This is a genomic window from Pseudomonas sp. PK-RTE-24 (assembly GCF_054052265.1).
Genome location: NZ_CM133224.1, coordinates 2969186 through 2995521 on the forward strand (window position 1 = coordinate 2969186; position 26336 = coordinate 2995521).

Annotated in this window: 26 protein-coding genes and 2 pseudogenes; 18 read left to right on the forward strand and 10 right to left on the reverse strand. The window is 59.7% G+C overall.

Annotated elements, in window-relative coordinates; translation table 11 throughout:
- Positions 1-17 precede the first annotated feature (17 nt).
- On the reverse strand, positions 18-962 hold the full coding sequence (locus ACV8MC_RS13305) for an alpha/beta hydrolase (protein WP_457262282.1): 945 nt from the start codon (positions 960-962) through the stop codon (positions 18-20).
- A gap of 225 nt (positions 963-1187) precedes the next feature.
- On the opposite strand from ACV8MC_RS13305, the gene fadD2 reads away from it, so the two are divergent.
- Positions 1188-2876: a long-chain-fatty-acid--CoA ligase FadD2 gene (fadD2, locus tag ACV8MC_RS13310; protein WP_150637506.1), complete on the forward strand. Its 1689-nt coding sequence runs from the start codon at positions 1188-1190 to the stop codon at positions 2874-2876.
- A gap of 348 nt (positions 2877-3224) precedes the next feature.
- Positions 3225-4922, forward strand: coding sequence for a long-chain-fatty-acid--CoA ligase FadD1 (fadD1, locus tag ACV8MC_RS13315; RefSeq protein WP_457262283.1), 1698 nt, complete (start codon positions 3225-3227; stop codon positions 4920-4922).
- Positions 4923-5174: 252 nt separating this feature from the next.
- Here fadD1 and ACV8MC_RS13320 read toward each other — a convergent pair whose 3' ends face one another.
- Positions 5175-5552: a hypothetical protein gene (locus tag ACV8MC_RS13320; protein WP_016775519.1), complete on the reverse strand. Its 378-nt coding sequence runs from the start codon at positions 5550-5552 to the stop codon at positions 5175-5177.
- A gap of 194 nt (positions 5553-5746) precedes the next feature.
- Between ACV8MC_RS13320 and ACV8MC_RS13325 the strand changes: the two genes are divergently transcribed.
- The 3 genes from ACV8MC_RS13325 to def all read left to right on the forward strand — a co-directional run bounded on the left by ACV8MC_RS13325 (position 5747) and on the right by def (position 7594).
- On the forward strand, positions 5747-5938 hold the full coding sequence (locus tag ACV8MC_RS13325; protein ID WP_041479186.1) for a CsbD family protein: 192 nt from the start codon (positions 5747-5749) through the stop codon (positions 5936-5938).
- A gap of 163 nt (positions 5939-6101) precedes the next feature.
- Positions 6102-7058 (forward strand): YihY/virulence factor BrkB family protein, encoded by a 957-nt coding sequence (locus tag ACV8MC_RS13330; RefSeq protein ID WP_150637508.1) that lies wholly within the window; start codon positions 6102-6104, stop codon positions 7056-7058.
- On the forward strand, positions 7055-7594 hold the full coding sequence (gene def / locus ACV8MC_RS13335) for a peptide deformylase (protein ID WP_076563914.1): 540 nt from the start codon (positions 7055-7057) through the stop codon (positions 7592-7594). Before ACV8MC_RS13330 ends, def begins: the two co-directional genes overlap by 4 nt.
- A 115-nt stretch (positions 7595-7709) precedes the next feature.
- On the opposite strand, the gene ACV8MC_RS13340 is transcribed toward def, so the two are convergent.
- Positions 7710-8132 carry a GNAT family N-acetyltransferase gene (locus ACV8MC_RS13340; protein WP_457262284.1) on the reverse strand — a complete coding sequence of 141 codons (423 nt, stop codon included), beginning with the start codon at positions 8130-8132 and terminating at the stop codon, positions 7710-7712.
- An 824-nt stretch (positions 8133-8956) separates the two neighbouring features.
- Here ACV8MC_RS13340 and ACV8MC_RS13345 point away from each other — a divergent pair.
- Together ACV8MC_RS13345 and ACV8MC_RS13350 are read left to right on the forward strand one after the other, a co-directional pair.
- Positions 8957-9577 (forward strand): annotated as a pseudogene (locus ACV8MC_RS13345) (PAS domain-containing protein); the annotation flags it as partial.
- A 168-nt stretch (positions 9578-9745) separates the two neighbouring features.
- Positions 9746-10171: pseudogene (locus tag ACV8MC_RS13350) on the forward strand (methyl-accepting chemotaxis protein); the annotation flags it as partial.
- Positions 10172-10306: 135 nt separating this feature from the next.
- On the opposite strand, the gene ACV8MC_RS13355 reads toward ACV8MC_RS13350, so the two are convergent.
- Both ACV8MC_RS13355 and ACV8MC_RS13360 read right to left on the reverse strand, forming a co-directional pair.
- A complete protein-coding gene (locus tag ACV8MC_RS13355; protein WP_150741963.1) occupies positions 10307-11731 on the reverse strand; it encodes an MFS transporter in 1425 nt (474 codons plus the stop codon).
- A 125-nt stretch (positions 11732-11856) separates the two neighbouring features.
- Positions 11857-12297, reverse strand: coding sequence for a PACE efflux transporter (locus ACV8MC_RS13360; RefSeq protein WP_041479195.1), 441 nt, complete (start codon positions 12295-12297; stop codon positions 11857-11859).
- Positions 12298-12419: 122 nt separating this feature from the next.
- On the opposite strand from ACV8MC_RS13360, the gene ACV8MC_RS13365 reads away from it, so the two are divergent.
- On the forward strand, positions 12420-13292 hold the full coding sequence (locus ACV8MC_RS13365; RefSeq protein WP_095181497.1) for a LysR family transcriptional regulator: 873 nt from the start codon (positions 12420-12422) through the stop codon (positions 13290-13292).
- 139 nt (positions 13293-13431) lie between these two features.
- On the opposite strand, the gene gntR is transcribed toward ACV8MC_RS13365, so the two are convergent.
- The gene (gene gntR, locus ACV8MC_RS13370; protein WP_024014046.1) at positions 13432-14463 is read right to left on the reverse strand and encodes an HTH-type transcriptional regulator GntR; all 1032 of its coding nucleotides are present in this window, start codon (positions 14461-14463) and stop codon (positions 13432-13434) included.
- Between the two features lie 216 nt (positions 14464-14679).
- Here gntR and ACV8MC_RS13375 point away from each other — a divergent pair, with 216 nt between their 5' ends.
- Both ACV8MC_RS13375 and ACV8MC_RS13380 read left to right on the forward strand, forming a co-directional pair.
- Positions 14680-15213: a gluconokinase gene (locus ACV8MC_RS13375; protein ID WP_071173330.1), complete on the forward strand. Its 534-nt coding sequence runs from the start codon at positions 14680-14682 to the stop codon at positions 15211-15213.
- Positions 15214-15295: 82 nt separating this feature from the next.
- Complete coding sequence (locus ACV8MC_RS13380; protein ID WP_016773551.1) at positions 15296-16648, forward strand: GntP family permease; 1353 nt, start codon at positions 15296-15298, stop codon at positions 16646-16648.
- A 179-nt stretch (positions 16649-16827) separates the two neighbouring features.
- On the opposite strand, the gene alaC is transcribed toward ACV8MC_RS13380, so the two are convergent.
- Positions 16828-18045, reverse strand: coding sequence for an alanine transaminase (alaC, locus tag ACV8MC_RS13385; protein ID WP_110602462.1), 1218 nt, complete (start codon positions 18043-18045; stop codon positions 16828-16830).
- A 138-nt stretch (positions 18046-18183) separates the two neighbouring features.
- Between alaC and ACV8MC_RS13390 the strand changes: the two genes are divergently transcribed.
- The 3 genes from ACV8MC_RS13390 (at position 18184) to ACV8MC_RS13400 (ending at position 19978) form a co-directional block, all read left to right on the forward strand.
- On the forward strand, positions 18184-18846 hold the full coding sequence (locus tag ACV8MC_RS13390; protein WP_041479200.1) for a LysE family translocator: 663 nt from the start codon (positions 18184-18186) through the stop codon (positions 18844-18846).
- Positions 18847-18915: 69 nt separating this feature from the next.
- Entirely contained in the window at positions 18916-19401 is a 486-nt protein-coding gene (locus ACV8MC_RS13395) for a GyrI-like domain-containing protein (RefSeq protein ID WP_457262285.1), read from the forward strand.
- Between the two features lie 88 nt (positions 19402-19489).
- Positions 19490-19978, forward strand: coding sequence for a GNAT family N-acetyltransferase (locus ACV8MC_RS13400; protein WP_041479202.1), 489 nt, complete (start codon positions 19490-19492; stop codon positions 19976-19978).
- A 142-nt stretch (positions 19979-20120) separates the two neighbouring features.
- Here ACV8MC_RS13400 and ACV8MC_RS13405 read toward each other — a convergent pair whose 3' ends face one another.
- On the reverse strand, positions 20121-20606 hold the full coding sequence (locus ACV8MC_RS13405; protein ID WP_150637515.1) for a GNAT family N-acetyltransferase: 486 nt from the start codon (positions 20604-20606) through the stop codon (positions 20121-20123).
- A gap of 142 nt (positions 20607-20748) precedes the next feature.
- Here ACV8MC_RS13405 and ACV8MC_RS13410 point away from each other — a divergent pair, with 142 nt between their 5' ends.
- Genes ACV8MC_RS13410 through ACV8MC_RS13420 form a run of 3 tightly spaced genes read left to right on the forward strand, consistent with a single transcriptional unit; the run spans position 20749 to position 22787 of the window.
- On the forward strand, positions 20749-21174 hold the full coding sequence (locus ACV8MC_RS13410) for a YybH family protein (protein ID WP_150637517.1): 426 nt from the start codon (positions 20749-20751) through the stop codon (positions 21172-21174).
- Between the two features lie 40 nt (positions 21175-21214).
- Positions 21215-21559, forward strand: coding sequence for a YciI family protein (locus tag ACV8MC_RS13415; protein ID WP_039758054.1), 345 nt, complete (start codon positions 21215-21217; stop codon positions 21557-21559).
- On the forward strand, positions 21552-22787 hold the full coding sequence (locus tag ACV8MC_RS13420; RefSeq protein WP_457262286.1) for an RNA polymerase sigma factor: 1236 nt from the start codon (positions 21552-21554) through the stop codon (positions 22785-22787). The genes ACV8MC_RS13415 and ACV8MC_RS13420 overlap by 8 nt, the downstream gene beginning before the upstream one ends.
- Before the next feature lie 224 nt (positions 22788-23011).
- On the opposite strand, the gene ACV8MC_RS13425 is transcribed toward ACV8MC_RS13420, so the two are convergent.
- A complete protein-coding gene (locus tag ACV8MC_RS13425) occupies positions 23012-23866 on the reverse strand; it encodes a LysR family transcriptional regulator (protein ID WP_457262287.1) in 855 nt (284 codons plus the stop codon).
- A gap of 89 nt (positions 23867-23955) precedes the next feature.
- Between ACV8MC_RS13425 and ACV8MC_RS13430 the strand changes: the two genes are divergently transcribed.
- Entirely contained in the window at positions 23956-24393 is a 438-nt protein-coding gene (locus ACV8MC_RS13430; RefSeq protein WP_041479212.1) for a multidrug/biocide efflux PACE transporter, read from the forward strand.
- 61 nt (positions 24394-24454) lie between these two features.
- Here the strand turns inward: ACV8MC_RS13430 and ACV8MC_RS13435 are convergent, their stop codons facing one another.
- Complete coding sequence (locus ACV8MC_RS13435) at positions 24455-25213, reverse strand: SDR family NAD(P)-dependent oxidoreductase (protein ID WP_457262288.1); 759 nt, start codon at positions 25211-25213, stop codon at positions 24455-24457.
- 121 nt (positions 25214-25334) lie between these two features.
- Here ACV8MC_RS13435 and ACV8MC_RS13440 point away from each other — a divergent pair, with 121 nt between their 5' ends.
- Positions 25335-26231, forward strand: a complete 897-nt coding sequence (locus ACV8MC_RS13440) for a LysR family transcriptional regulator (RefSeq protein ID WP_457262289.1) — start codon at positions 25335-25337, stop codon at positions 26229-26231.
- The last annotated feature ends 105 nt before the right edge of the window (positions 26232-26336 follow it).

Here is a 26336-nt window from a genome sequence, read left to right on the forward strand (position 1 = left end):
AGTCAATCCACAAAAAATTATTCGCTGCGCTGCGGGCGCTGGTGGCTCAGGGCTTGGTCGATCCAGGCGAGCACATCGGCGGTCACTTCGTCGCGATTACTTTCATTGAACAATTCGTGCCGGGCCTGCGGGTAGATCTTCAGTTGCAGGTGCTGGCTGCCGGCCCTGCGCAAGGCATTGGCAAGATCTGTCAGACGCTTGCCCTCGCTCACCGGATCACATTCGCCACCAATCACCAGCAGCGGCAGGCCCGGATCGATCTGCGCGAGATTGGACGCTTTGCTGATTTGCTGCAAGCCGCCGAGCAGGTCGACCCACAGCTGATTGGTGCAGCGAAAGCCGCATAACGGGTCGGCGGCGTACTTGTCGACTTCGGCCGGATCACGGCTCAGCCAGTCGAAACGGGTGCGCACCGGTTTGAATTTATTGTTGAACGAGCCGAACGACAGCCACTCGATCAACGCGCTGCGGCCCTTGCCGCCCTGGCGCAGTTTTTCCAGCCGGGCTATTTGCCGCGCGATGCGATAGAGGGCCACCGGCTGGAAATTCGAGCCGCTGAGAATCGCCCCGTGCAGACTGGCGCTGTGGTGCAACAAATAGCCTTGGGCGATGTAGCTGCCCATGCTGTGGCCGAGGAGGATGATCGGCACGCCGGGATGTTGCTGGCCGATGTGCTGGTTGAGGCTGGCCAGATCGCCGACGACCTTGCGCCAACCGTCGTCATCGGCGAAATGGCCGAGGGTGCCGTTGTCGGCGGTGCGACCATGGCCACGCAGATCCGGGGCGTAGACGCCATAGTCTTTGTCGCAAAACGTGTCAGCGAGCCGCGCGTAGCGAGCGCTGTGTTCGGCCATGCCATGGGCCAGCAGAATCACCGCTTTCAATGGCGTGGCCGGGAGCCAGCGGTTGACGTACAGGCGGCTGCGGTCACTCGCGTCCAGCCAGAAGGTGTCGTGGGTCATGGCGATTCCTTTGCTCAGCATCGCCACAGTGTATAGCGCGTCTGATCAGCTCACGCCACGGCAGGAAGATTCACGGGATCAATGAGGGCTTGCGTCATATTTGCCTCAATGGCCATAGCTGCTAGTGTCCGTGAAGCTCCGCTTTGTGCTTTTCGCCTTCCATGGACGAAGCAGAAACGACAGAAAGCGGCTCCCGGATCGGCTCAGGTAAAGAGGACAAGAACAATGCAACCTGATTTCTGGAATGACAAACGCCCGGCCGGCGTACCGCTGGACATCGACATGGGCGAGTTCAAGTCGGTCATCGAAGTGTTTGAGCGTTCCTGCAAGAAGTTCGCTGACCGCCCGGCGTTCAGCAGCATGGGCATCACCCTGACCTACGCCGAACTCGAACGCCAGAGCGCGGCGTTCGCCGGTTACCTGCAGGCCCATACCGATCTGGTGCCGGGGGATCGCATTGCGGTGCAGATGCCCAACGTCCTGCATTATCCGATTGCCGTGTTCGGCGCGCTGCGCGCCGGGCTGATCGTGGTCAACACCAACCCGCTCTATACGCCGCGCGAGATGCGCCACCAGTTCAAGGATTCCGGCGCACGCGCGCTGGTCTACCTGAATCTGTTCGGACAGAAAGTCCAGGAAGTGCTGCCCGACACCGACATCCAATATTTGATCGAAGCGAAGATGGGCGACCTGATGCCCACCGCCAAAGGCTGGCTGGTCAACACCGTGGTCAGCAAAGTGAAGAAACTGGTGCCCGAGTATTCGCTGCCGCAAGCCACTTCGTTCAAAAGTGCGCTGCGCATGGGGCGTGGTCTGGGCATCAAGCCGCTGAACGTCGGCCTCGATGACATCGCCGTGCTGCAATACACCGGCGGCACCACCGGCCTGGCCAAGGGCGCGATGCTCACCCACGGCAATCTGGTGGCGAACATGCAGCAGGTGCGCGCCTGTCTGGCTCAGCTCGGCCAGGATGGTCAGCCGCTGTTGCGCGAAGGCCAGGAGGTGATGATTGCGCCGCTGCCGCTGTACCACATCTATGCCTTCACTGCGAATTGCATGTGCATGATGGTGTCCGGCAACCACAACGTGTTGATCTCCAATCCGCGCGACATCGCCGGCTTCATCAAGGAACTGAAAAACTGGCGCTTCTCTGCGCTACTGGGTTTGAACACCTTGTTCGTCGCGCTGATGGATCACCCTGACTTCAAGACCCTGGATTTCTCCAGTCTGAAGCTGACCAACTCCGGCGGCACCGCGCTGGTCAAGGCCACCGCCGAGCGCTGGGAGCAGATGACCGGTTGCCGTATCACCGAAGGCTACGGCCTGACCGAAACCTCGCCGGTGGCCTGCACTAACCCTTACGGCGACCAATCGCGCTTGGGCACGGTGGGCCTGCCGGTGCCGGGTACGCTGGTGAAAATCATCAATGATGACGGCGTCGAGCAGCCGCTGGGCGAGCGCGGTGAGCTGTGCATCAAAGGCCCGCAGATCATGAAGGGCTACTGGAACAAACCCGAAGCCACCGCCGAAGTGCTGGACGCCGAGGGCTGGTTCAAGTCCGGCGATATCGCCGTGATCGACCCGGACGGTTTTGTGCGCATCGTCGATCGCAAGAAGGACATGATCATCGTCTCCGGCTTCAACGTTTATCCCAACGAAATCGAAGACGTGGTCATGGCCCACCCGAAAGTCGCTAACTGCGCGGTCATCGGCGTGCCGGACGAGCGTTCGGGAGAGGCGGTGAAGCTGTTTGTGGTAGCGCGGGAGAGCGGGGTCAGCCTGGAAGAGCTGAAGGCTTACTGCAAAGAGAATTTCACGGCCTACAAGGTGCCGAAACACATCGTGTTGCGTGAGTCGTTGCCGATGACGCCTGTAGGGAAAATTCTGCGGCGCGAATTGCGGGATATCGCATAAAGGTTAGGAGCGAAAAGATCGCAGCCTTCGGCAGCTCCTACAGGAAACGCATTCCAAATGCAGGAGCTGCCGAAGGCTGCGATCTTTTGCTTTTACACCCCATGACTACGGGGCTTTCACAGGGTAATAGGATTTTTGCTCTAAAATGACCGCTGGCAAGTCTTGAGTCATCAATATGACTGTAGGGGCCTCTTTTGGCTCTGGTCGACCCTTGGCAAAGCTGCTACTCTCGGCGCGCTTTGTGACTTCTCGGCCTGTAAAACGCCGGATTCACCAATACAAAACACACACCAATAATAATCGCATCAAATGCGGTGAAGAATTCGCGTTGCTGAGGAGTGGGCTTCCATGATCGAAGACTTTTGGAAGGATAAGTACCCGGCTGGAATCGCAGCCGAGATCAATCCAGACGAGTATCCGAACATTCAGGCAGTGTTGAAGCAATCCTGCCAACGCTTCGCCAACAAACCGGCTTTCAGCAACCTCGGCAAGACAATCACCTACGGTGAGCTGTACGAGCTGTCCGGGGCCTTTGCCGCGTATCTGCAACAGCATACCGACTTGCAGCCCGGTGATCGAATCGCCGTGCAACTGCCCAACGTCCTGCAGTACCCGGTCGCGGTCTTCGGTGCCATTCGCGCCGGGCTGATCGTGGTCAACACCAACCCGCTGTACACCGCGCGGGAAATGGAACACCAATTCAACGACTCCGGCGCCAAAGCCCTGGTGTGCCTGGCGAACATGGCGCACCTGGCCGAAGCCGTGGTGCCGAAGACCGGCGTCAAGCACGTCATCGTCACCGAAGTCGCCGACCTGCTCCCGCCGATCAAGCGCCTGCTGATCAACAGCGTCATCAAGTACGTGAAGAAAATGGTCCCGGCCTATCACCTGCCCAAAGCCATCAAGTTCAACGACGTTCTGAGCAAGGGCCACGGCCAGCCAGTGGCCGAAGCCAACCCGGACAGCGGCGATGTCGCGGTGCTGCAATACACCGGCGGCACCACCGGCGTGGCCAAGGGCGCGATGCTCACGCACCGCAACCTGGTCGCCAACATGCTGCAATGCAAGGCGCTGATGGGCTCCAACCTCAACGAAGGCTGCGAGATCCTGATCACGCCGCTGCCGCTGTATCACATCTATGCGTTCACCTTTCATTGCATGGCGATGATGCTGATCGGCAACCACAACATCCTGATCAGCAACCCGCGCGACCTGCCGGCGATGGTCAAGGAACTGTCGAGGTGGAAGTTCAGCGGTTTCGTCGGTCTGAACACGCTGTTCGTGGCGCTGTGCAACAACGAAGGTTTCCGCAAACTGGATTTCTCCGCGCTGAAAGTTACCCTGTCCGGCGGCATGGCCCTGCAACTGGCGGCGGCCGAGCGCTGGAAAGCCGTGACCGGTTGCGCCATCTGCGAAGGCTACGGCATGACCGAAACCAGCCCGGTGGCCACGGTCAACCCGATTCAGCACATCCAGATCGGCACCATCGGCATTCCGGTGCCGTCGACCCTGTGCAAAGTCATCGACGATGCCGGTGTCGAGCAGCCGCTGGGCGAAATCGGCGAGCTGTGCGTCAAAGGCCCGCAAGTGATGAAGGGCTACTGGCAGCGTCAGGAAGCCACCGATGAAATGCTCGACAGCGACGGCTGGCTGAAAACCGGTGACATCGCGCTGATCCAGCCGGACGGCTACATGCGCATCGTCGATCGCAAGAAAGACATGATTCTGGTGTCTGGCTTCAACGTCTATCCGAACGAACTGGAAGACGTGCTGGCGACTTTGCCCGGCGTATTGCAGTGCGCGGCGATCGGTGTGCCGGACGAGAAATCGGGTGAGGCGATCAAGATTTTCATCGTCGCCAAACCGGGCGTGACCCTGACCAAAGAGCAGGTCATGGACCACATGCGCGCCAACGTTACCGGCTACAAAGTGCCGCGCTCGGTGGAATTCCGCGATGCGCTGCCGACCACCAACGTCGGCAAGATCCTGCGCCGCGAATTGCGGGATGAAGAACTGAAGAAGATCAAGGCCAAGTCTGCCGCGTAAATAAAAAGCCCCGCAGATGCGGGGCTTTTTGTTGGGAAAGATTGGTGATTTGCAGCGTCTGGTAAATCCTACCCCCTCACCCCAACCCTCTCCCCCAAGGGGGCGAGGGGGAAGGGAGCCGATCTTCAAGCTTTTCAGAACCTGAGTTCGGCTCGATATTTCAGGTCGGCGTATTCCGTAAGAACAACCCGGTCGGTCCCCTCTCCCTCTGGGAGAGGGCTAGGGTGAGGGGAAGGGCTGACGCCACAAATCCTACTGACGAAACGGCGCAAAATTCACGTTGGTCCCCGCCGGTCGCATGTCCTGCAGATAAGAATCCTTGTCCGCACTCAATTCCAGGCTCAGCGCCGCCTTGCGTTTGCCTTCATTGCGAATCACCAGGCCTTCGAGCTTTTCGCGCAGGAACACCGTGGGCACTTTCAGGTGCAGCAACTCATCGGTGGCCGGGGTGTGCAGCAGCAAGTGAATCCACTCGTACTGACCGATGGCCAGACGCGACACCGGCAGGTCGAACCACCAGATATTGCGGTTGCGGTTCAGTTCGGCGAAGTGGCAGTTGTTGGTGCCGAGCACGGCGCCGCCCAGTTCCTGGTTGCGACGGGCGATGGCCTGGGTTTTATTGAGCTTCATGACATTCCTGCGAATCGGTGTGCCGGGCGCGACGCCCGTAGGCTGAGCATTCTCGGGGCAACGCCGGCAAACATAAAGCGCAACCTGCGCGCCACGACGAAATGCCGGCAAAATAAATGAAACTCGGCGCAAAGCGCACCGGTCAATCGTTACGTAATGACTTTTCTTCCCTATATGCATCACGGAGAAACACCATGAGTAGCACAGGCGATAAAGTAAAAGGCATGGCCAACGAAGCCGTCGGTAACGTCAAGCAAGGCGTCGGCAAGGTCACTGACAACGACAAGCTGCGCGCCGAAGGCAAGGTTCAAGAGAAAAAAGGCGAAGCCCAGCAAGCGGTTGGCAACGCCAAGGACGCTGTGAAAAAAGGCGTCGACAAGGCGTAAGCGAGCCTTGAACGAATCACACGAGCGGCCATCCAAGGATGGCCGTTTTTGTATCAGAACCCTGCGGTCATCCGCCGAAGGATCGCCAAGTAGGCTACCTTGAGGTAAAAAACGGCCCCTGAGTCGCCACGACTTCAACCTTTTGCGGCGCAAGGAGACGCGAATGATATTTCCGGACATGAAAGGTCTGCCCCTGCACCGGGTGATGGTGCGCACGGTCACTGAGTTCGTCGATGACGAAATGTCGACCTACGCCTCGGCGCTGGCCTACCAGATGCTGTTCTCGCTGTTTCCGTTCATTCTTTTCCTGATTGCCCTTATCGGTTTCCTGCACCTGCCGGACTTCTTTTCCTGGCTGCGTCTGCAATCTGAACTGGTGCTGCCACCGCAGGCACTGGAGCAGGTCAACCCGGTGATCGACCAGTTGCAGCAATCCAAGGGTGGCCTGCTGTCCATCGGTATCGTTATTGCGCTGTACACCGCGTCCGCCGGCGTGCGCCTGATGATGAGCGCAATGAATGCCGCCTACGACGTGGTCGAAGGCCGGCCGATCTGGAAGCGCTTCCCGTTGTCGATCGTCTACACCGTCGGCATCGCCGGCATGCTGCTGATCGCCGCTGCGCTGATGGTGCTCGGGCCGCAGGTGATGGGCTGGATTGCCGCACAAGTGGGGCTGGAATACTTCATCGTCACGGTGTGGACGATCGCCCGCTGGCCGGTGATCGTGATTCTGATGATGGTCGCGGTGGCGCTGATCTATTACGTGATGCCCGACGTCAAACAGGAATTCCGTTTTATCACTCCAGGTTCGGTGCTGGCTGTGGTGGTGTGGATCCTCGCCTCGCTGGGTTTTGCCTTCTACGTGAAAACCTTCGCCAACTACAACGCGATGTATGGCAGCATCGGGGCGATCATCGTGCTCTTGCTGTATTTCTACATTTCCTCCGCAGTCCTGTTGCTCGGCGCGGAGATGAATGCAGTGATCGAGCACATGTCCGCCGAAGGCAAGGAAAAGGGCGAAAAAGCCCCTGGCGAGCCTGACGAATCCCCCAAACAACACGTCTCGGGCCTGGGCCGCGATCATTCGCTCAAGCCGGACACTGATGAAGCCCGAACATGATTCGTGAAATTCTGAAAATGGGTGACGAGCGCCTGCTGCGCATCGCCGCGCCGGTACCACCGGAAATGTTCAACAGCGCCGAGCTCTGGCAACTGATCGATGACATGTTCCAGACCATGGAAAGCGTCGGCGGCGTTGGCCTCGCGGCGCCGCAGATTGGCGTCGACCTGCAACTGGTGATCTTCGGCTTCGAACACAGCGAGCGTTACCCGGACGCCGAAGCAGTGCCGCAGACGATCCTGATCAATCCGCTGATCACACCGTTGAATCCGTTGATGGAAGAGGGCTTTGAGGGTTGTCTGTCGGTGCCGGGCCTGCGCGGCGCGGTGGAGCGCTATCAGCAGATTCGCTACGAAGGCTTTGATCCCAAGGGCGAGCCGATCGTGCGAGTGGCCTCGGGGTTTCATGCACGGGTGGTGCAGCATGAATGCGATCACCTGATCGGCCGGCTGTATCCGTCGCGGATTACCGATTTCAGCAAGTTCGGCTTTACCGAAGTGCTGTTTCCGGACCTTGATCCCAACGCTGACGACTGATTGTCAGAACACCATCAACCCCTGTGGGAGCGAGCCTGCTCGCGAACGCGGAGTATCAGAACCAAATTCGGCGCTGACACACCGCATTCGCGAGCAGGCTCGCTCCCACAGGGTTTCAGCGTAAATCTGCGGGATTGAGTCCCATCGCAATCATCGGCTTACTCCGCGCGTACCGGCTCAACCGCTCGGCCATCGCCTGCGGCAGCGGCGGATCGAAGCTGAACCCACGCCGCTCATAAAACCCGCGCAAATCCGGATGGCAAAACAGCCACACCGGCTCGTCCACCTGGGCAACCGCCGCTGCGATCAACTGCGCAGCGACACCTTGTTCCCGACACTGCGGATCGACAAACAACCCCGTCAGCCAGTGTCCGCCCGAGACTGGCCGCAGGCACAGCGCCGCAACGATCTCGCCGCGCCTTGCAACCCACAGTTGCGCCTCGCGCACGGCTTTCATCGACGACTGGTGGTTGCGGTAGAACTTGTTCATCAGCGGCCACAACGATTCGTCGAGCTGGCTGTAGTGGATATCGGGCATGAGCTCGGCTGTTGTGCGAAAAGCGCCGATTATAAAAGAACGCGCGCTTCGGGATAGGTGTATACCTGAACTCACACCCCTGTGAGTGGAGTACCGATCATGTCCAAAGGTATGGATTCAAAGAAAGCCGCGAAGAAGAAGCCGGCCAAGACCGCAATTGAAAAACGCGCAGAGAAGAAAGCCAAGAAGGTCGATATTTTCGGCCATTGATCAAACCATGCGGAAGCCCGGTTCACGGGCTCCCGCCTCGCTGGCGAAAACGTCCGTTTTCACCACACTGTTTCCCGCGCTGAACCGTTTCTTGTGCAAAAAATGCCAGATACTGGCCGACTAGTGGCCTTGCGCCCGGCGTCGGGATGGCTATGCTTTGCAGGTAACTAACCATGTCGACCGTCATGCCACCAGGCCGACGGCACAGGTTGGTCCGTGATTCATGCTGCCAGAGTGCGCAATTCAAGGCACCAACACTGAACCAACAAGGAGCGTCACTTAAATGGAAGTTCTTCTACGCGTTAGGGCTGGCCCGCATGCGGGCTATCAAGAAAAGGATGTCTTGATCAGAGCGTCGCTGCACGGCGCATCCGATTGATCATCATTTATCACCTGACAACTTCCTCCCGTGGGGGAAGACGTGTGCCTGTTCTGTGGAACGTAGTGATGGATCTTGCAAGACCTGAACTTTCATCAAATCAAAAGAACGCGCGGAAGGTGATACAACCATGTTCAACCTACATCACAAGGCTGACCTGCGGGAAATCGAGCGCTTCAGCTGTGCGCTGACTGAGGCCAACGCGAAAATCGAAGCGATCAGCCGCTCGATGGCGATGATCGAGTTCACTCCGGACGGCATCGTTCTCGACGCCAACGAGAACTTCTGCAAGACCATGGGCTACAGCGCCGAAGAAGTGCGCGGCAAACACCATCGGATCTTCTGCGAAGAAAGCTTTTATCGCAGCGAGGACTACGCGAAGTTGTGGCGCGACCTGGCCCGTGGTGAACCGCTCAGCGGCACTTTCCTGCGTCTGAACAAGAGTGGCCGGGAGATCTGGCTTGAAGCCAGTTACATGCCGGTATTCGGTCCCGACAAACAGGTCAGAAGTGTGATCAAGGTTGCGGCGGACATCACCGCACGCATCAACAAAGAGCATGAAGAAGAAGCCATGCTGGCGGCGATCGGCCGTTCCATGGCGGTGATCGAGTTCACCCCCGAAGGCAATGTCATCCGCGCCAACGACAACTTTTTGCAGACCATGCAGTACGCGCACCCTGAAATTGTCGGCCAGCACCACAGCCTGTTCTGTCACCGCGCCGAAGCCGAATCCGCGCAGTACAAGGCGTTCTGGGCTTCGCTCAATCGCGGCGAATATCACTCGCACCGTTTCGAGCGCAAGAACAAGTCCGGGCAGATGGTTTATCTGGAGGCTTCGTATAACCCGCTGTTCGACGCCAAGGGCCGCTTGTACAAAGTGGTCAAGTTCGCCAGCGACATCACTCGGCAAATGACCACTCTGCAGAACGCTGCGGAATCGGCCCACAGTACCTCGGTGCAAAACGACGCCTGCGCGCAGAAAGGCTCACAGGTGGTGCAGCAGACCGTGCAGATCATTCAGGACATTTCCCGCGATCTGAATGAAGCGGCGGTGAGCATCGATGCGGTCAGCAAACAGTCGGACATCATCGGCACCATCGTCCAGACCATTCGCGGCATTGCCGATCAGACCAATTTGCTGGCGCTCAACGCCGCGATCGAAGCCGCGCGTGCCGGTGAGCATGGACGCGGTTTTGCCGTCGTCGCCGATGAGGTGCGCAGCCTCGCCGCGCGGACCAGTCAGGCCACTCTGGAAATTGTCGACGTGGTGCGCAAGAACCACGACCTGTCGCTGAGCGCAGTGTCGAGCATGCAGTCGAGTCTGAGCCGCACCGGGCTGGGCGTGGAACTGGCCAACGAAGCGGGCGAGGTGATCCTGGAAATCCAGCAAGGCTCGCGGCATGTGGTGGATGCGATCAGCCAGTTCAATGAAACCCTGCAATTGAACTGAGCTGTTTTAACATCACCAATAACCAATGTGGGAGCGAGCCTGCTCGCGAAAGCGTTGTGTCAGTCAAGCCTATAGCCACTGACACGACGCCTTCGCGAGCAGGCTCGCTCCCACAGGTGAGTCCTGTGTTGGCCGTCAACGATGGGCAATATTTTCCAGTGCCAGATTACGCGTACGCGGGCCGAACCAGCCGATGGTCAGCATCACGATCAGCATGCTGCTGACGATGAACGCCAGTACCCCCGGCGTGCCGAAGTTATCCAGGAACATGCCGATCAGCAGACTGCTGAACACCGTCGACAAGCGACTGAACGAATAGCAGAACCCGACCGCGCGGGCGCGGATGTTGGTCGGGAACAGCTCGCTTTGATAGGAGTGATAACTGAAGCTCAGCCAGGCGTTGCAGAAGGTGATCATCACACCGCAGAAAATCAGCCCGAAGGCGCTGGTCTGCAGGGCGAACAGGGTGCCGAAGGTCATCGCGCCGAGCGCCGAGCCGACGATTTGCCATTTGTTCTCGAAACGGTTGGCGAACTTCACAAACAGCAACGGCCCGAGCGGGTAGGCGAGGGTGATGATGAACGCATACATCAGACTGTGGGTGACGCTCACGCCCTGGCCGGAAAGCAGCGCCGGCAACCAGTTGCCGAAACCGAAGAAACCGATCGCCTGAAAGATATGAAAAACGATCAGCATCAACGCGCGGCGGCGGTAGGGCGGCTGCCAGATATCGGCGAAACGGCCCTTGCCTTCGACATCGACCGGCACCGGTTCCGGCGCATCCAGCGCTTTGCCGTAATCCTTGGCGCAGCGCGCTTCGAGATGGTCGAGGATCCGATTGGCCTCATCGAACCGACCGTGTTGCGCCAGCCAGCGCGGCGATTCCGGCAAACGCTTGCGCAGCCACCAGATAAACAGCGCAAACACCGCGCTGGCCAGCACCACCCAACGCCAGCCGGACACCCCGAACGGCGCTTGCGGCACCAGCCACCACGACATCAAGGCTACCGCCGGCACCGAGAGGAACTGCACGAAAAACGCAAAGGCGAACGCCGAGCTGCGCATGCGTTTAGGGACCAGTTCCGAGAGGTAGGCATCGATCGTCACCAATTCGATACCCAAGCCGATGCCGACCAGAAAACGCATGCCGATGATGCCCAGCGCTGAGGTCTGAATCCCCATCAGGACTGTCGCCACCGTGTACCAGATCAGCGCGAAGGTGAAGATTGCCCGGCGACCGAAGCGATCCGCCAACGGACTGAGCAGACTGGCGCCGAGGAACAGGCCGAGGAACGTCGCCGAGGCGAACGCCGCCTGATCGGAGAAGCCGAACACCCCCTGACTGCCAGTGGCGAACAGGCCGTCGCGAATCAGCCCGGGACTGATGTAGGCGGTCTGGAACAGATCGTAGAGTTCGAAAAATCCGCCGATCGACAGCAGCGCCACCAGACGCCAGATGGTGGCAACGGCGGGCAGCCGATCGATGCGGGCGGAAATTTCGGCGGCGCGTACCGGGTCGATGCCGTCACTGTGCGCGGCGGCGGAAGCGTGAGCAGTCATAAGCTGATCCATTTTTTATTGATGGAAAAGCTTAGCCTGCTATCGGAATTGATGGATTGTGAATATCAGCGGTTTACCCGGTCAAACCGCTGATTTCTCGCAATATCTGCTTACGAATTAGCGATTTATGCCGCAGCGGCAGAATCCGGCAGCGCCGAGTTCGGCAGGCCGAAGATCCGGTCGAACAGCCAGTTGAACACGAAGGTGTAGCACGGGATGAAAATGATCAGTGCCAGATCCAGCAGGAACGCCTGCACCAGACTGATGTTCATCCACCACGCGATCAACGGAATCAGAAACACGATCAGCGTCAGTTGAAAGCCGACCGCGTGGGCGATGCGCCGTTTGACCGTACGGGTGCGCGAGATCTGGCGACTTTCCCAGCGCTCGAACAACGAGGTGTAGATGAAATTCCAGGTCACGGCGATGCTGGTGATGATCACCGCCAGCGGCCCGGTGCTGCCCGGAGATGTGCCCGAGAGCAACGCCAGACCGAGGGCCGAGAAGGTCATCCCAATCACTTCGTAGAGCGACACGTAGACCAGTTTGCGTTTCACGCCTTGCATGCAGATTTGCCTCTTTCTTGCCAAATGTTGGCCAGCAGGGCTGGCGAAGGCGAGCAAAGATAGCTTCAATGCACCTGACAGAAAAAGTCGGTAGCTTTCAGTTTTATTGATAGGTGAGGCGTTTGAATTTCAACAGCGACAGCATCGAATTATTTCTCGCGGTGATCGAGCGCGGCTCGTTTTCCGCCGCCGCGCGGCAGTTGGGCAAGGTGCCCTCCGCGGTGAGCATGGGCATTGCCAATCTTGAAGCGGAACTCGGTTACCCGCTGTTCGACCGCAGTCATCGCGAGCCGCAACCGACGGCGATGGCGCAGTCGTTGGTGCCCCACGCGCGACTGATCGCCGAGCAGCTCAAGCAGCTGCAGGTGCACGCGGTGGAGCTGTCGCTGGGGCTGGAAAGCAGGTTGTCGATTGGCGTGGTTGCGGACATGGATCGGCGCCGCTTGCTGGCAGCGATCAAGGTGATTGCCGAGCGGCACCCGTTGCTCGATATCGAAGTGCTGACTGCGCCACAGGATGATGTGCTGGCGATGTTGCACACTGGCCGGGTCAGCGTGTGTCTGGCGTTTGCCGGGTTAAGCGTGAATGCGCTGGAGCGGTTTCAGTTCGTCGGCAGCGAACGCATGATCGCGACGCTGGCGGCGGACAGCCCGTTGTTGCAGGGGCGGGATGTGTTTCTCGAAGATCTGGTGCAGGTGCGGCAGATCATCGTCGCCAGCCGCGACTTGCCGATCAGCGAGACGCGGCCATTGGTGGCTGAATCCTACTGGCGTACGGACAATCTCGAGACGGCGATGGAAATGGTTGAAGCGGGATTGGGCTGGGGGAATTTTCCGCTGTCGGTGGTGCAGCCGTGGCTGGACGCGGGACGCTTGAAGCGGCTGAATTTTCGCAACATCGAAAATGGCCTGGTGCTGCCGGTGCATGCGGTGTGGCTCAAGAGCCAGCCCTTGCAGAAGGGCGCGCAGGCTTTGGTCGACCTGCTCAGCCATTGAATTTGGTAGAGATCCCCTGTGGGAGCGAGCCTGCTCGCGAAGGCGTCGTGTCAGCTGTATCAATGCTGACTGACCCACCGCTTTCGCGAGCAGGCTCGCTCCCACAAGGGTTGTGTTTCAACTTAGCATTTGTGAAGGGTCAGGTACTCTCGCGCACCTTCAGCTCAAACCCCATATCCTCCACCGGCCGCGCCACTTTGTTGCCCGCCATTAACGTGAGCATCTGCTCCGCCGCGCGCCGGCCGATCGCCTCGCGCGGGGTGTTGATGCTGCTCAGGCGCGGGACCATGTGCTCGGACATCGGCAAGTCGTTGAAACCCAGAATCGCCACTTGCTCGGGAATCTTGATGCCGTTACGCAACGCTTCCAGGAGCGCACCCTGGGCCAAGTCGTCGTTGCCGAAGAAAATCGCATCAACATCCGGATGCGCCGCCAGCAATTGCAAAAACAACTCGCCACCCAGACCCACAGACGAAGCACGCGGTGTCAGCACTTCCAGATCCGGGTCGTAACGGCCTGCCTTCTGCAACGCCTTGCGGAAACCCTCACCGCGCAGCAGGGTGCGCTGGTCCAGCTGCGCGCCGATGTACGCCAGACGCTTGCGTCCACGAGACAGGAGATGTTCGGCGGCAGTTTCGCCCGCGCTCAATTGTGAAAAACCCACGCAATTGACTCCGGCAGCACTGTCCAGCTCCATCATGTACACGCAAGGAATGTTGCTGGCCTCGATCATCCGCCGCGAACTTTCCGTGCGATCAAAACCGGTCAGCAGAAACCCGCGCGGCTGATAAGCCATGTAATTGCGCAGCAGGTTTTCTTCTTCATCGCGCGAATAATGGAAGTTGCCGATCAGCACTTCGAAGCCTTTGGGCGTCAGCACCCGATGAATGGCTTCCAGCGTGTCGATGAACAGCAGGTTGGACAGTGACGGCACCAGCACCACCACCGAATGGCTCTGCGCCGAGGCCAGTGCGCGGGCGGCGGGGTTGACTACATAATTGAGCTCAAGCGCAGCTTTCTGCACTTTTTCCACCAGTTCGGTGGCCACCGTGCTTACCCCGCGCAAGGCGCGCGAGGCAGTGATCGGGCTGACGCCGGCCAGGCGGGCTACTTCGTTGAGGGTCGGACGGCCGGTGGTGCGGGTATTTTTATCGTTCTTGGGGGAGGTCATCGGGCGGCTTGCCAAACAAAAATCAAGGCACTAAGGTAGCGCTGTCCTGATGCAGCTGCAAATGCGTGAGCGCGGTCCTGCCTGATCAGTGCTCTTTGGCGTTAGGAACAAACCTGCTGCAACCCAAAAAAACGACAAGAAGGCGTCGGCAACTTCTGCCTGTGCACTAGAGTCATAGCTAGCAAAGGTAGCGCTGTCTGCGCGCTGAGGTGTTATATGAGTCATCCCATCACCGCCCTGGTCATCATGGGCGTTGCCGGTTGCGGCAAGACGTGCGTCAGCCAGGCCCTGTGCCAATTGAGCGGCGCCACTGCCATTGAAGGCGATACTTTTCATCCGGCCGCGAACATCGAAAAGATGAGCGCGGGGATCCCCCTGAACGACGAAGACCGCGCCGGCTGGCTCGACAGCCTGTGCGATGAACTGCGTCGCGTCGATGCCCAAGGCCAGCGCCCGGTATTGACCTGCTCCGCCCTTAAACACAGTTACCGCGAACGTCTGCGCAGTGCCCTGCCGGGCCTGGGTTTCGTGTTTCTTGAATTGACTCCGGAAGTCGCCGCCGAGCGCGTATCGCACCGCCCGGGCCACTTCATGCCGGCGACGTTGATCGAAAGCCAGTTCGCCACCCTCGAATCGCCCAAGGGCGAGCCGCTGACCCTGCCGCTCAATGCCTCGATTCACAGCGTCGAAGAGCTGGCCCTGCAGGCTCACGTCTGGTGGCAGGCCAACGGCCTGAAACAGGCGATATGAGCATGTTGAAAAAGACAGCGCTGTCCTCCCGACTTCTGTTCAACCCGCTTTAATAACAACAACAATCCAGGAGACACCCCCCATGTTTGGCATGTCCCACGAGACGTTCCTGCTGCTCGATGCGGTGGTCACGGTAATCGGCCTGATTATCCTGATCACCAAGTTCAAGATTCACCCTTTTATCGCCCTGACCATCGCCGCCGCCTTCCTCGGCCTGACTTCCGGCATGCCGATCAATACCATCATCAAGGCGTTCCAGGACGGCTTCGGTGGCGTGCTCGGTTTTGTCGGCATCATCCTCGCCCTCGGCACCATGCTCGGCAAAATGATGGCCGAATCCGGCGGCGCCGATCAGATCGCCCAGACCCTGATCCGCGCCTTCGGCAAGGACAAAGTGCAGTGGGCGATGATGTTCGCTGCGTTCCTGGTGGGCATTCCGCTGTTCTTCGAAATCGGCTTCGTGCTGCTGATTCCGCTGGTGTTCATCGTCGCCCGTCGCACTGGCGTATCGATCATCAAGATCGGTATCCCGCTGCTCGCCGGCCTCTCTGCGGTGCACGGTCTGGTACCGCCGCACCCAGGCCCGCTGCTGGCCATCGGTGTGTTCGGCGCTGACATCGGCAAGACCATTCTCTACGGTCTGATCGTCGCGCTGCCGACCGCCATCATTGCCGGTCCGATCTTCGGTACCTTCATCGCCAAGCACATTCCTGGCCACCCGAATCAGGAGCTGGTCGATCAACTGGCCCGCGAAAACGATTCGGCCAACCTGCCAAGCTTCAGCATCACCCTGGTCACCGTGCTGTTGCCGGTGTTCCTGATGCTGCTGAAAACCTTCGCTGACGTGGCACTGCCGGACGGCAATTTCTTCCGCATCTGGATGGACATGATCGGCCACCCGATCTCCGCACTGCTGCTGGCGCTGCTGCTGTCGCTGTACACCTTCGGCTACAAGCAGGGCATCGGTTCCAACCAGATGCTCAAATGGCTCGACGCAAGCTTGGCGCCTACCGCTGCGATCATTCTGATCATTGGTGCGGGCGGTGGCTTCAAGCAGATGCTGGTGACCAGTGGCGTGGGTGACGTGATCGGCCACATGGCGGTCAGCGCGCAGATCTCGCCGATCCTGCTGGCCTGGCTGGTGGCGGCGGTGATCCGTATTGCAACCGGTTCGGCGACCGTGGCGACCATCACTGGCGCCGGCATTGTGGTGCCGGTTGTCGGCATGATTCCGGGCGTCAACCGTGAGCTGCTGGTGCTGGCCACCGGCGCCGGTTCGCTGATTCTGTCCCACGTCAACGACGCAGGTTTCTGGCTGGTCAAGCAGTACTTCAACATGACTGTGGCCGAAACCTTCAAGACCTGGACCGCGATGGAAACCATTCTGTCGGTAGTGGGCCTGGGCTTTATCCTGCTGTTGTCGCTGTTCGTTTAAACGGCAGTTTGCAGGCACAAAAAAACCGCAGTGATGCGGTTTTTTTGTGGGTGGATTTCGTGGTTCACCCAAAACCAATGTGGGAGCGAGCCTGCTCGCGAAGGGGCCAGGTCAGCCAGCCAATATGCTGACTGACCCACCGCTTTCGCGAGCAGGCTCGCTCCCACAGGGGGCAGGTGTCAGGCAGGAGATTTCGGATTGAAGCCATCCGCGCGGAACATCCCGCGAATCCCGCGCACGGCCTGACGAATGCGGTCCTGATTTTCGATCAGGGCGAAGCGCACGTGATCATCGCCGTACTCGCCAAAACCCACGCCCGGCGAAACGCAGACCTTGGCCTCGGCCAGCAGTTTCTTGGCGAACTCCAGCGAACCCAGATGCGCATACGCCTGGGGAATCTTCGCCCAGACATACATCGACGCTTTCGGATTCTCGACCATCCAGCCCAGCTCATGCAGGCCTTTGACCAGCACGTTGCGCCGCTGACGATACTGCTCGGCGATGTCGCGCACGCACTGTTGATCGCCTTCCAGCGCGGCAATCGCCGCCACTTGCAGCGGGGTGAAGGTGCCGTAGTCGTGGTAGCTCTTGATCCGCGCCAGGGCGCTGACCAGTTCCGGGTTGCCGACCATGAACCCGATGCGCCAGCCGGCCATGTTGTAGCTCTTGGACAGGGTGAAAAACTCCACCGCAATGTCCTTGGCCCCTGGCACCTGCATGATCGACGGGGCTTTCCAGCCGTCGTAGACGATGTCGGCGTAAGCCAGATCGTGGATGACCAAAACGTCGTACTGCTTGGCGAGCGCGATCACCCGTTCGAAAAAATCCAGCTCCACGCACTGCGCGGTCGGATTGGACGGGAAACCGAGGATCATCATTTTCGGCTTGGGGATCGAGCCGCGAATGGCCCGCTCCAGCTCATCGAAGAAGTCCACCCCCGGCACCAGCGGCACCGAACGCACCTGAGCGCCGGCAATCACTGCGCCGTAAATGTGGATCGGATAGCTCGGGTTCGGCACCAGTACGGTGTCGCCCTGGTCCAGGGTCGCCAGCATCAAATGCGCCAGGCCTTCCTTGGAACCGATGGTGACAATGGCTTCGCTTTCCGGGTCAATATCGACTTCGTAGCGCTGCTTGTACCAGTTGGAAATCGCCCGGCGCAGGCGCGGAATGCCCTTGGACGTCGAGTAACCGTGGGTGTCTTCACGTTGGGCGACCTGCACCAGTTTTTCGACAATGTGCGGCGGCGTGGCGCCGTCGGGATTGCCCATGCTCAGGTCGATGATGTCTTCACCACGGCGGCGAGCGGCCATCTTCAGCTCGGCGGTGATGTTGAACACGTAAGGGGGGAGTCGATCTATGCGCGCAAAGCGGCGCGGCGAACCTTGTTCGGCCATTGTTGCCTCGGATAACGTAAGCGCCCGGAACCGTCCGAGCGACGCTGGTCACTGCGGTGACCTGTGGCGGAAGATAAGTGCAGTGATGGCATACTGTCCAGCGCGGTTGTAAACATTTTTTTCAAGGAAAATCGGTCAATGGAATTCACCAGCGGCTTCTTGCTGAGCCTTTCGCTGTGCCTGGATATCGGCGTAGCCAACATCGCGATGATCACCCTGGCCATGCAGCGCGGCTACTTTCAGGGCTTCGCTCTGGGCCTGGGCACCTGCGTCGGCGACCTGATTTACGCGGTGCTGGCACTGGCCGGCATGACCGTTTTGCTGCAATACGAAACCGTGCGCTGGGTGCTGTGGATTGGCGGTTCGGCGCTGCTGATCTACTTCGCGGCGAAGATGATTTATTCGGCGATCCACCACGAAGCGCTGCTGGCGGAAACCGCGGAAGTGGGGCAGAACTCCCATCGCAAGGAATTCTTTCGCGGCATCTTCCTCGCGATGTCGTCGCCGAGTGCGATTCTCTGGTTTGCTGCGGTCGGCGGCACGTTGATTGCGCGATCCGGTGGCGGTGGTCCGTTGAGTTCGGCGCTGTTTTTGGGCGGCTTTCTCTGTGCCGGGCTGCTCTGGTCGGCCGGTCTGTGCTTCGCGGCAAGCCACGGCGGCAAGCTGCTGGGCGACAAGCTTCTGCGCTACTCCTATCTGGCATCGGCGGCGATCTTCTGCTATTTCGCGGTCTACGTGATCGTTTCCGGGTACAACGAGTTTGTCGGCTCGGGCGCCGTCGAGCAGTTGCATGCGCTGTAAACGTGCGAAACGGATCGGGCTTTCTATACTCCCAGCCGAACCCACTTATGCGTTCTGAGGAGTCGCGTCATGGATGAACAACCACGCGTCGAGATAACCGAGCCGCGCTTCGAACACGGGCAATTTCTGCTGATTGCCGGTTTCGGCGGGCGATTCACTCAGCAAACCACCGAAGACATTCCCGCGTTGTGGGAAAAACTGATCCCGCACTTGGGAAAAATCCCCGCGCAAGTCAATGAAGTGACCTACGGCGTTTGCTGTAACGCGGACGGCGAGGGCGGTTTCGAATACATCGCCGGGGTGCAGATCGACAAGCTCGACGACCTGCCGGAAAAGTACCGCTGGGTTGAAATCCAGCCGCAGAAATATGCGGTGTTCGAGCACAAGGGGTCACTGGCGCAACTCCCTCACACCTTCCGGTACATCTGGAACACCTGGCTGCCGCAGTCCGCTTACGAAGCGGCGGATGCCCCGGAATTCGAGCGCTATAGCGAGGATTTCAATCCGAAGCTCAATACCGGCACCCTGGAAATCTGGCTGCCGATCAAGGCTTGAGCGGTGTAACAATCGAGGCGGAGCATGTCCGCCCCGGTGGTTGTGCTTTATGCTGGCGGGCCTTGTTTCCACAGATTTTTGAGCTGCCATGAACACCGTGATCCGCAACGTCAGCGCCGCCGACCTCGACCGCTGCTACGCCATCGAAACCGACGCCTATGAAGGCGACGAAGCCGCTACCCGCGAAAAGATCGCCACGCGCATCGCCACCTGGCCGGACGGCTTCATCGTCGCTGAGGTGGACGGTGTGGTCGCCGGTTTCATCAATTCCGGCGCGGCGTTCGACGTGCAGATGTCCGACGAGGCCTTCAAGGAGCTGATCGGCCACGACCCGAAAGGGCCGAACGTGGTGATCATGTCGGTGGTGGTGCACCCGGATTACCAAGGGCAGGGCCTGGCCAAGCGCCTGCTCGGCGAATTCATCGAGCGCATGCGTGGGATGGACAAAGCGACAATTCATCTGATGTGCAAAGAGCAACACATTGCGTTGTACGCCGGGTTTGGCTTTGCTTACATCAAACCGTCGGAGTCCGACCACGGCGGCATGGCGTGGCACGAGATGATCCTGACCCTCTGAAGCCAACACCTATCGAAACTGCCTGATCGTTCCCACGCTCCGCGTGGTAATGCAGCCGGGGACGCTCCGCGTCCCAAAACCGTGACGCAGAGCGTCACAAAAAGGCGTTCCCACGCGGAGCGTGGGAACGATCAGGGGATACTCAGAAGAACAGCCCCATCCGCCGCTCGTAACCGATCCGGCCCTTGTACGCCTCGCCGCTGTCGACATAGCCATGCTTGGCGTACAGCGCAATCGCCGCCTCGTTATCAGCGTCCACCGACAATTCCAGTCCTTTGATTTCCGGCCATGCTTCACGGGCGACAGCGGGCAGCGCTTGCAGGCAAGCCTTGCCGTAACCCTTGCCCTGCGCTCGGCGATCGACCTGCAGCGCATGCAACGTGGCGCTGTGTTCGTCGGCCCAGTCGGGCAACACCGGCGGGCGCTTGAGCAGCAGAAACGCTACCGGTACGTCGTCCGCCAGCAGGGCAAAACCCTTTACGCCGGGGCCGGGTTTCGACAGTAGGGTGTGCAAGGCACCGTGGATGTCGCCGGAGAATTTGATCTGCTCGGGGTGGATTTCAATGGCCTCGACTTGCTGACGCTGTAAAGGGCTGAGGCTGTCGTAAGGCACGAGTTGGGCTGACACGGGAATTTCCTTTTTCCTACAAAGAGTGAGCCTCGGATTCTAGCGAGATTGTCGTCGGCGAAATTTTTTTGTTTGCCCTGTCGATCCGCGCATTGGGCAAACGACTAAGGGTGTCTTCACAACAAAAACCACGGAGAACACCATGAGCGCACAAAGCGAAATCCAGAACCTGATCAACACCTATCGCGAAGCGGTAATGGCCAAGGACGTCGAGAAAGTCATGGCCCTGTACGCCGACGACATCGTCTCGTTCGATGCGATCAAGGCCCTGCAATTCAAAGGCAAAGCGGCCTACCGCGCGCACTGGGTCGAGTGCATGGAAATGTGCCCCGGCCCGCACATCTTCGAGTTCCACGAAATCGCCATCGAAAGTGCCGACAACATCGCTTTCGCCCATTGGGTGGCCAACTGCGGCGGCACCAATGACAAAGGCGAAACCCAGAGTTGCTGGATGCGTGTCACCGCCTGTTACCGGCAAATCGGCGGGGCGTGGAAGATTGCCCACGAACACTGGTCGGCACCGTTCGATCCGATGAGCGGCGCGACGCTGTTCGATGTAACCCCCTGATCTTCAGCCATAGTTGATCCGTTCGAATCAGGAGATCGCCATGAAATACCTATGCCTGGTCTACAGCGATGAACGCCTGCTGCACACCTCGCCCGACAGCCCGGAGGACGCCGAATGCTGGGCCTACGCCGAGTCGATTCAGGGCAGCGGGCGGATGATCGCCGCCGAAGCGCTGGAATCGGTGGAGACCGCCACCACGGTACGCATGCGCAACGGCAAGGTGTCGATCACCGACGGGCCTTTCGCTGAAACCAAGGAGCAACTGGCCGGTTTCTACCTGATCGATGCCAAGGATCTCAACGAAGCGATTCAGGTCGCCGGCAATATTCCGGCAGCGCGGGTCGGCAGCGTTGAAGTGCGCCCGGTGCGGCAGTTGAATGTCTGACGTCAGGGCGCGGGTCGAGCAAGTCTACCGTGAGGATTCGCGGCGGATTCTGGCGACGCTGATCCGCCTGCTCGGTGATTTCGACCTCGCCGAAGAAGCCTTACACGAGGCGTTCTTCGTCGCGGTCGAGCGCTGGCAGCGCGACGGCGTGCCGGACAACCCGCGCACCTGGCTGGTCTCGACCGGACGTTTCAAAGCCATCGATGTGCTGCGCCGGCGCGCGCGGTTCAAGGCGTCGCAACCGTTGCTGCTGGCACAACTCGATGAGCTGGAACAGGCTGACTGGAGTGGCGAAGACGTGGAAGACGATCGCTTGCGGCTGATCTTCACCTGCTGCCACCCGGCACTGGCGGCGGATGCGCAGGTGCCGCTGACCTTGCGCGAAGTCTGCGACCTCACCACCGAGGAAATCGCCCGTGCTTTTCTCTCGGCGCCGGCGGCGATTGCCCAGCGCATCGTGCGCGCCAAAGCCAAGATCCGCGACGCGAAAATCCCTTATCAAGTACCCACGCTGAACGAATTGCCCGAGCGCCTCGACAGCGTGTTGCGGGTGATTTATCTGGTGTTCAACGAAGGCTATTCGGCCTCGGTCGGCGCCGAGCTGACCCGCGAGGACCTGACTCGCGAAGCGATTCGGCTAGGGCGCTTGTTGATGGAGTTGCTGCCGGAGCCGGAAGTCATGGGTCTGCTGGCGCTGATGCTGCTGCATGAATCACGCCGGCCGGCACGAACCTCGCCGAGCGGTGAACTGGTATTGCTCGACGATCAGGATCGCTCGCTGTGGGATGCCGGGTTGATGGCTGAAGGCTGCGCGCTGGTCGAGCGCGCGCTGAGTACGCGACGCTTCGGGCCATATTGCCTGCAAGCGGCGATTGCAGCGGTGCATGCGGAAGCGCCGTCGGCGGCGCAAACGGACTGGCAGCAGATTGTCGGTCTGTACGACGTCTTGCTGCGCGCGGTGCCGTCGCCGGTGATCGAGCTGAACCGCGCGGTGGCGGTGGCCAAGCGGGATGGGGCGTTGGCCGGGTTGTTGGTGATCGAAGGGATTCTGGCGCGAGGGGAGTTGCCGGATTACCACTTGGCGCATTCGGCTCGGGCGGAGTTTTGCCGGCAGTTGGGCCGAGTGGAGGAGGCGCGGGCAGCGTATCAGCGGGCGCTGGAGCTGACGCGGCAGGAGCCGGAGCGGCGGTTTATTCGAGGACGGATCATGGCGCTGGAAATGCTCTGACCTTGGCGCTCTGGCGATTGTGGGCAGTCTGTGGATTGCCCTCACCCTAACCCTCTCCCAAAGGGAGAGGGGACTGATCGGGGGATATTGGAGGGATTCACCGACTTGAACGAATTGTCTTGAATCCATAATCGATAAGGTTTTTCAGGTCGATGCATAACGCCAGACACTTCGGTCGGCCCCCTCTCCCTCCGGGAGAGGGCTGGGGTGAGGGGCTTTTGATCTTATTCGAGCATCTTGCTGAGCAACCAACTCCCCGCCGGCCCCGGCGGATACAAGCGCGACCACAAGGCATCGACAAACACCGGTTTCGGCCAGCCGCGCACGTCCAGCTCTATCAGCAAGTCATTGGCATAACGCTGCACCAGCCACCTCGGCAACGGCGCCCAGCCAAAGCCTTTTTCCGCCATTTCCAGCAGCATCAGATAACTCGGCGCCGACCACACCCGGCCTTTGCCACGGCTGTCATACGGATTGACGATGGTCGCCAGACGCAACTCGCGATGTTGCTCGAGGATCTGCTGATCGACATGCTCCAGTTTCGCCAATGGATGCTCGCGGCTGACGAACAGGGCAATCTCCGTGCGCTCGGCCACAGTGGAGGTCACCAGATCCGGCGGGTAGTTGTCCTGCATTTCCGCGAAGGCCAAATGCGCCCGGCCGCGCTGGACCAGTTCGATCAGGTCTTCGCATTCGGCAATCAGGCATTCCAGCTCAAGCTCCGGATAACGCTGCTCGAAACCCACCAGTGCCGCCTCGAAACGATACGACTGATAAGTGTCGGAAATCGCCACGGTCAGCTTCGGCTCGATGCCCTGCGCTAATTGCCGCGCGCTCATTTCCAGACGACTGGTGGCGGCCAGAATCGCCTCGGCTTTTTGCAGCATGACGTGGCCGGCGGGAGTGAGTGTTGGTTTGCGGCTGCTGCGGTCGAACAGCTGCAGATCCAGATCGATCTCCAGACTGGCGACTGCCGCGCTGATGGTCGACTGACTGCGGCCCAACTTGCGCGCTGCAGCCGAGAACGAGCCTTGCGTCGCCGCTTGGACAAACGCCAACAGCACTTCTTGCGAAGCCATGAACTATCGCCTTGGTCGATGGTTATTGGTTATGAAGTATCGGTATTCAGTTGGATCATGGCAACCATCGTCAAACAAGGAGTCAGGCCATGACTGCCCACAAGTCCATTACCGAACGTGTTTTCCAGGCGGTTGGTTTCGAGTTTCTCGCGATCCTGATCTGCACGCCGCTGCTCGCATGGATCATGCAAAAGCCGCTGCTCGACATGGGCGCGGTGACCGTGTTGATCGCGCTGTTGGCGCTGGCGTGGAATGTGGTGTTCAACCGTTTTTTCGACCGTGCTCTGGCGCGGATGAATCTGCCGCACAACGCCTGGGTGCGGGTGGTGCATGCGTTGCTTTTCGAAGGTGGACTGATCGTGATGGGCGTGCCGCTGATTGCCTGGTGGCTGTCGGTCAGCCTGTGGCAGGCGTTGTTGCTCGATATCGGCGTGCTGCTGTTTTTCCTGCCGTACACCTATGTCTATCACTGGGGTTATGACGTCCTGCGCGAGCGCTTCATGGCCCGCCGCACATGTGAAAGCTGAGGTAAACCTGTGGTGAGGGGATAAATTCCCTCACCACAAAGGTGAGTCATCGCACACAAAGTCAGAGGAACATGCCGCCGGATGCCTCGACCCGCTGACCATTGATCCACTGTCCACCCTCTGACAGCAGCAGCGCCAGTGCACCGCCAATATCATCTGGTTGGCCGACGCGACCCAGCGCAGTGTTGCTGGCAACCATCGCGTTGACCGCGCTGTTATCGCGCACCGTGCCACCGCCAAAATCGGTTTCAATCGCGCCCGGCGCCAGAACGTTCACGCCAATCTGCCGCGCACCCAACTCTTTCGCCTGATAACGCGTCAGCACTTCCATCGCGCCTTTCATCGCCGCATAGGCGCCATAACCCGGCAGGCTGAAGCGGGTCAGGCCGCTGGAAATATTGACGATGCGCCCACCATCATTGATCAGCGGCAGCAGTTGCTGAGTCAGGAAGAACGGTCCTTTCAACTGCACGTTCATCAGCAGATCGAACTGCTCAGGGGTGGTCTCGCTGAGAAGCGCATGCACGCCGACCCCGGCGTTGTTGATAAGGAAGTCAAAGCGCTGGCGCTGAAAAGTCTGTTCCAGTGCTTGTTCAATCTGCTCGGCAAACGCGGCGAAGTTTTCGCTGCGGCCGACGTCCAGTTGCAGCATCGCCGCGTTCGCGCCGCGTGCCTGTAATTCGCTGACCAGAGTTTGCGCCTCGTCGGCGCGGCTGTTGAAGGTGCCGATGATGTCGATGCCTTGCGCGGCGAGGTGCAGGGCGGCGCTGCGGCCCAGGCCACGGCTGGCGCCGGTGATCAGTGCGATTTTGCGATTCATGCGGACTTCCTCGATTGCGTTGAGTGGGGATGGAAGAAGTTTATTTATCCGCCCTGAGGTGATAAACACGGCAAAAGCGGAATCACTGATCGGCTCAGCCGAACAATCACCGGGGCTTGTCATGAACAAACTGGAACTGCTGCGCACCTTCGTTCGGGTCAGCGAACTGTCGAGTTTCACTCTCGCCGGTGAAAGCCTCGGCCTGCCGCGCTCCACGGTGTCCGAACAGGTGCAGGCGCTCGAAGCCTTGCTCGGCACGCGGCTGTTGCAGCGCACCACGCGCAAGGTGCAGGCCACTCAGGATGGACTGGTGCTGTATGAGCGCAGCAAAGACTTGCTTTCGCACATGGATGAGATCGAAGGGCTGTTTCGTCAGGACGAGGCTTCGCTGACCGGACGCATCCGCGTCGATATGCCGAACATCCTCGCGCGACGGCTGATCCTGCCGCGCCTGCCGGAATTCATGGATCGCCACCCGAATCTGCAGATGGAAATCAGCAGCACCGACCGCCGTGTCGATCTGCTGAGCGAGGGTTTTGACTGCGTGTTACGCATCGGCGCGCAGCCGGATCAGTCGGTGGTCGCCCGGCATCTCGGCGACTTCCCGATGGTCAATTGCGCCAGCCCGGCTTACCTGCAACGTTACGGCGTGCCGCAAACGATCGAGGATCTGGCGCAGCATCGACTGGTGCATTACGTCGGCGTACTGGGCTCGCGTTCGGAAGGGTTTGTCTATGAGGAGGGTGGCGAAGTGCGGCGCGTGGCGATGGCCGGCAGTGTCACGGTCAACAGCACCGACGCCTATGAAGCGGCGTGCCTTGGCGGCTTCGGCCTGACGCAGGTCCCGCGCACCGGCATGCAGCCGCATCTGGAAAATGGCGAACTGTTGACCGTACTGCCGCAACACACCGCACCGCCGATGGCGATTTCGTTGTTGTACGCGCGGCAAAGGCATCTGCCGCTGCGGGTGCGGGTGTTTATGGATTGGCTCGGCGATGTCGTTCGTTCAACGCTCTGACATTGAGCACATTGCCCCTGTGGGAGCGAGCCTGCTCGCGATAGCGCCATGTCATTCAACATTGATTTATCTGACACACCGACTTCGCGAGCAGGCTCGCTCCCA

Excerpts from the sequence above, each read along its gene's own strand:
- ACV8MC_RS13395 (WP_457262285.1), top strand. The coding sequence starts at position 18,916 with ATGGATGAACAACCACGCGTCGAGATAACCGAGCCGCGCTTCGAACAC.
- ACV8MC_RS13380 (WP_016773551.1), top strand. The coding sequence starts at position 15,296 with ATGTTTGGCATGTCCCACGAGACGTTCCTGCTGCTCGATGCGGTGGTC.
- ACV8MC_RS13355 (WP_150741963.1), bottom strand. The coding sequence starts at position 11,731 with ATGACTGCTCACGCTTCCGCCGCCGCGCACAGTGACGGCATCGACCCG.
- fadD2 (WP_150637506.1), top strand. The coding sequence starts at position 1,188 with ATGCAACCTGATTTCTGGAATGACAAACGCCCGGCCGGCGTACCGCTG.
- fadD1 (WP_457262283.1), top strand. The coding sequence starts at position 3,225 with ATGATCGAAGACTTTTGGAAGGATAAGTACCCGGCTGGAATCGCAGCC.
- ACV8MC_RS13410 (WP_150637517.1), top strand. The coding sequence starts at position 20,749 with ATGAGCGCACAAAGCGAAATCCAGAACCTGATCAACACCTATCGCGAA.
- ACV8MC_RS13425 (WP_457262287.1), bottom strand. The coding sequence starts at position 23,866 with ATGGCTTCGCAAGAAGTGCTGTTGGCGTTTGTCCAAGCGGCGACGCAA.
- gntR (WP_024014046.1), bottom strand. The coding sequence starts at position 14,463 with ATGACCTCCCCCAAGAACGATAAAAATACCCGCACCACCGGCCGTCCG.
- ACV8MC_RS13360 (WP_041479195.1), bottom strand. The coding sequence starts at position 12,297 with ATGCAAGGCGTGAAACGCAAACTGGTCTACGTGTCGCTCTACGAAGTG.
- ACV8MC_RS13305 (WP_457262282.1), bottom strand. The coding sequence starts at position 962 with ATGACCCACGACACCTTCTGGCTGGACGCGAGTGACCGCAGCCGCCTG.
- ACV8MC_RS13420 (WP_457262286.1), top strand. The coding sequence starts at position 21,552 with ATGTCTGACGTCAGGGCGCGGGTCGAGCAAGTCTACCGTGAGGATTCG.
- ACV8MC_RS13415 (WP_039758054.1), top strand. The coding sequence starts at position 21,215 with ATGAAATACCTATGCCTGGTCTACAGCGATGAACGCCTGCTGCACACC.
- ACV8MC_RS13325 (WP_041479186.1), top strand. The coding sequence starts at position 5,747 with ATGAGTAGCACAGGCGATAAAGTAAAAGGCATGGCCAACGAAGCCGTC.
- ACV8MC_RS13435 (WP_457262288.1), bottom strand. The coding sequence starts at position 25,213 with ATGAATCGCAAAATCGCACTGATCACCGGCGCCAGCCGTGGCCTGGGC.
- def (WP_076563914.1), top strand. The coding sequence starts at position 7,055 with ATGATTCGTGAAATTCTGAAAATGGGTGACGAGCGCCTGCTGCGCATC.
- ACV8MC_RS13320 (WP_016775519.1), bottom strand. The coding sequence starts at position 5,552 with ATGAAGCTCAATAAAACCCAGGCCATCGCCCGTCGCAACCAGGAACTG.
- ACV8MC_RS13400 (WP_041479202.1), top strand. The coding sequence starts at position 19,490 with ATGAACACCGTGATCCGCAACGTCAGCGCCGCCGACCTCGACCGCTGC.
- ACV8MC_RS13340 (WP_457262284.1), bottom strand. The coding sequence starts at position 8,132 with ATGCCCGATATCCACTACAGCCAGCTCGACGAATCGTTGTGGCCGCTG.
- alaC (WP_110602462.1), bottom strand. The coding sequence starts at position 18,045 with ATGGCCGAACAAGGTTCGCCGCGCCGCTTTGCGCGCATAGATCGACTC.
- ACV8MC_RS13330 (WP_150637508.1), top strand. The coding sequence starts at position 6,102 with ATGATATTTCCGGACATGAAAGGTCTGCCCCTGCACCGGGTGATGGTG.
- ACV8MC_RS13390 (WP_041479200.1), top strand. The coding sequence starts at position 18,184 with ATGGAATTCACCAGCGGCTTCTTGCTGAGCCTTTCGCTGTGCCTGGAT.
- ACV8MC_RS13375 (WP_071173330.1), top strand. The coding sequence starts at position 14,680 with ATGAGTCATCCCATCACCGCCCTGGTCATCATGGGCGTTGCCGGTTGC.
- ACV8MC_RS13430 (WP_041479212.1), top strand. The coding sequence starts at position 23,956 with ATGACTGCCCACAAGTCCATTACCGAACGTGTTTTCCAGGCGGTTGGT.
- ACV8MC_RS13440 (WP_457262289.1), top strand. The coding sequence starts at position 25,335 with ATGAACAAACTGGAACTGCTGCGCACCTTCGTTCGGGTCAGCGAACTG.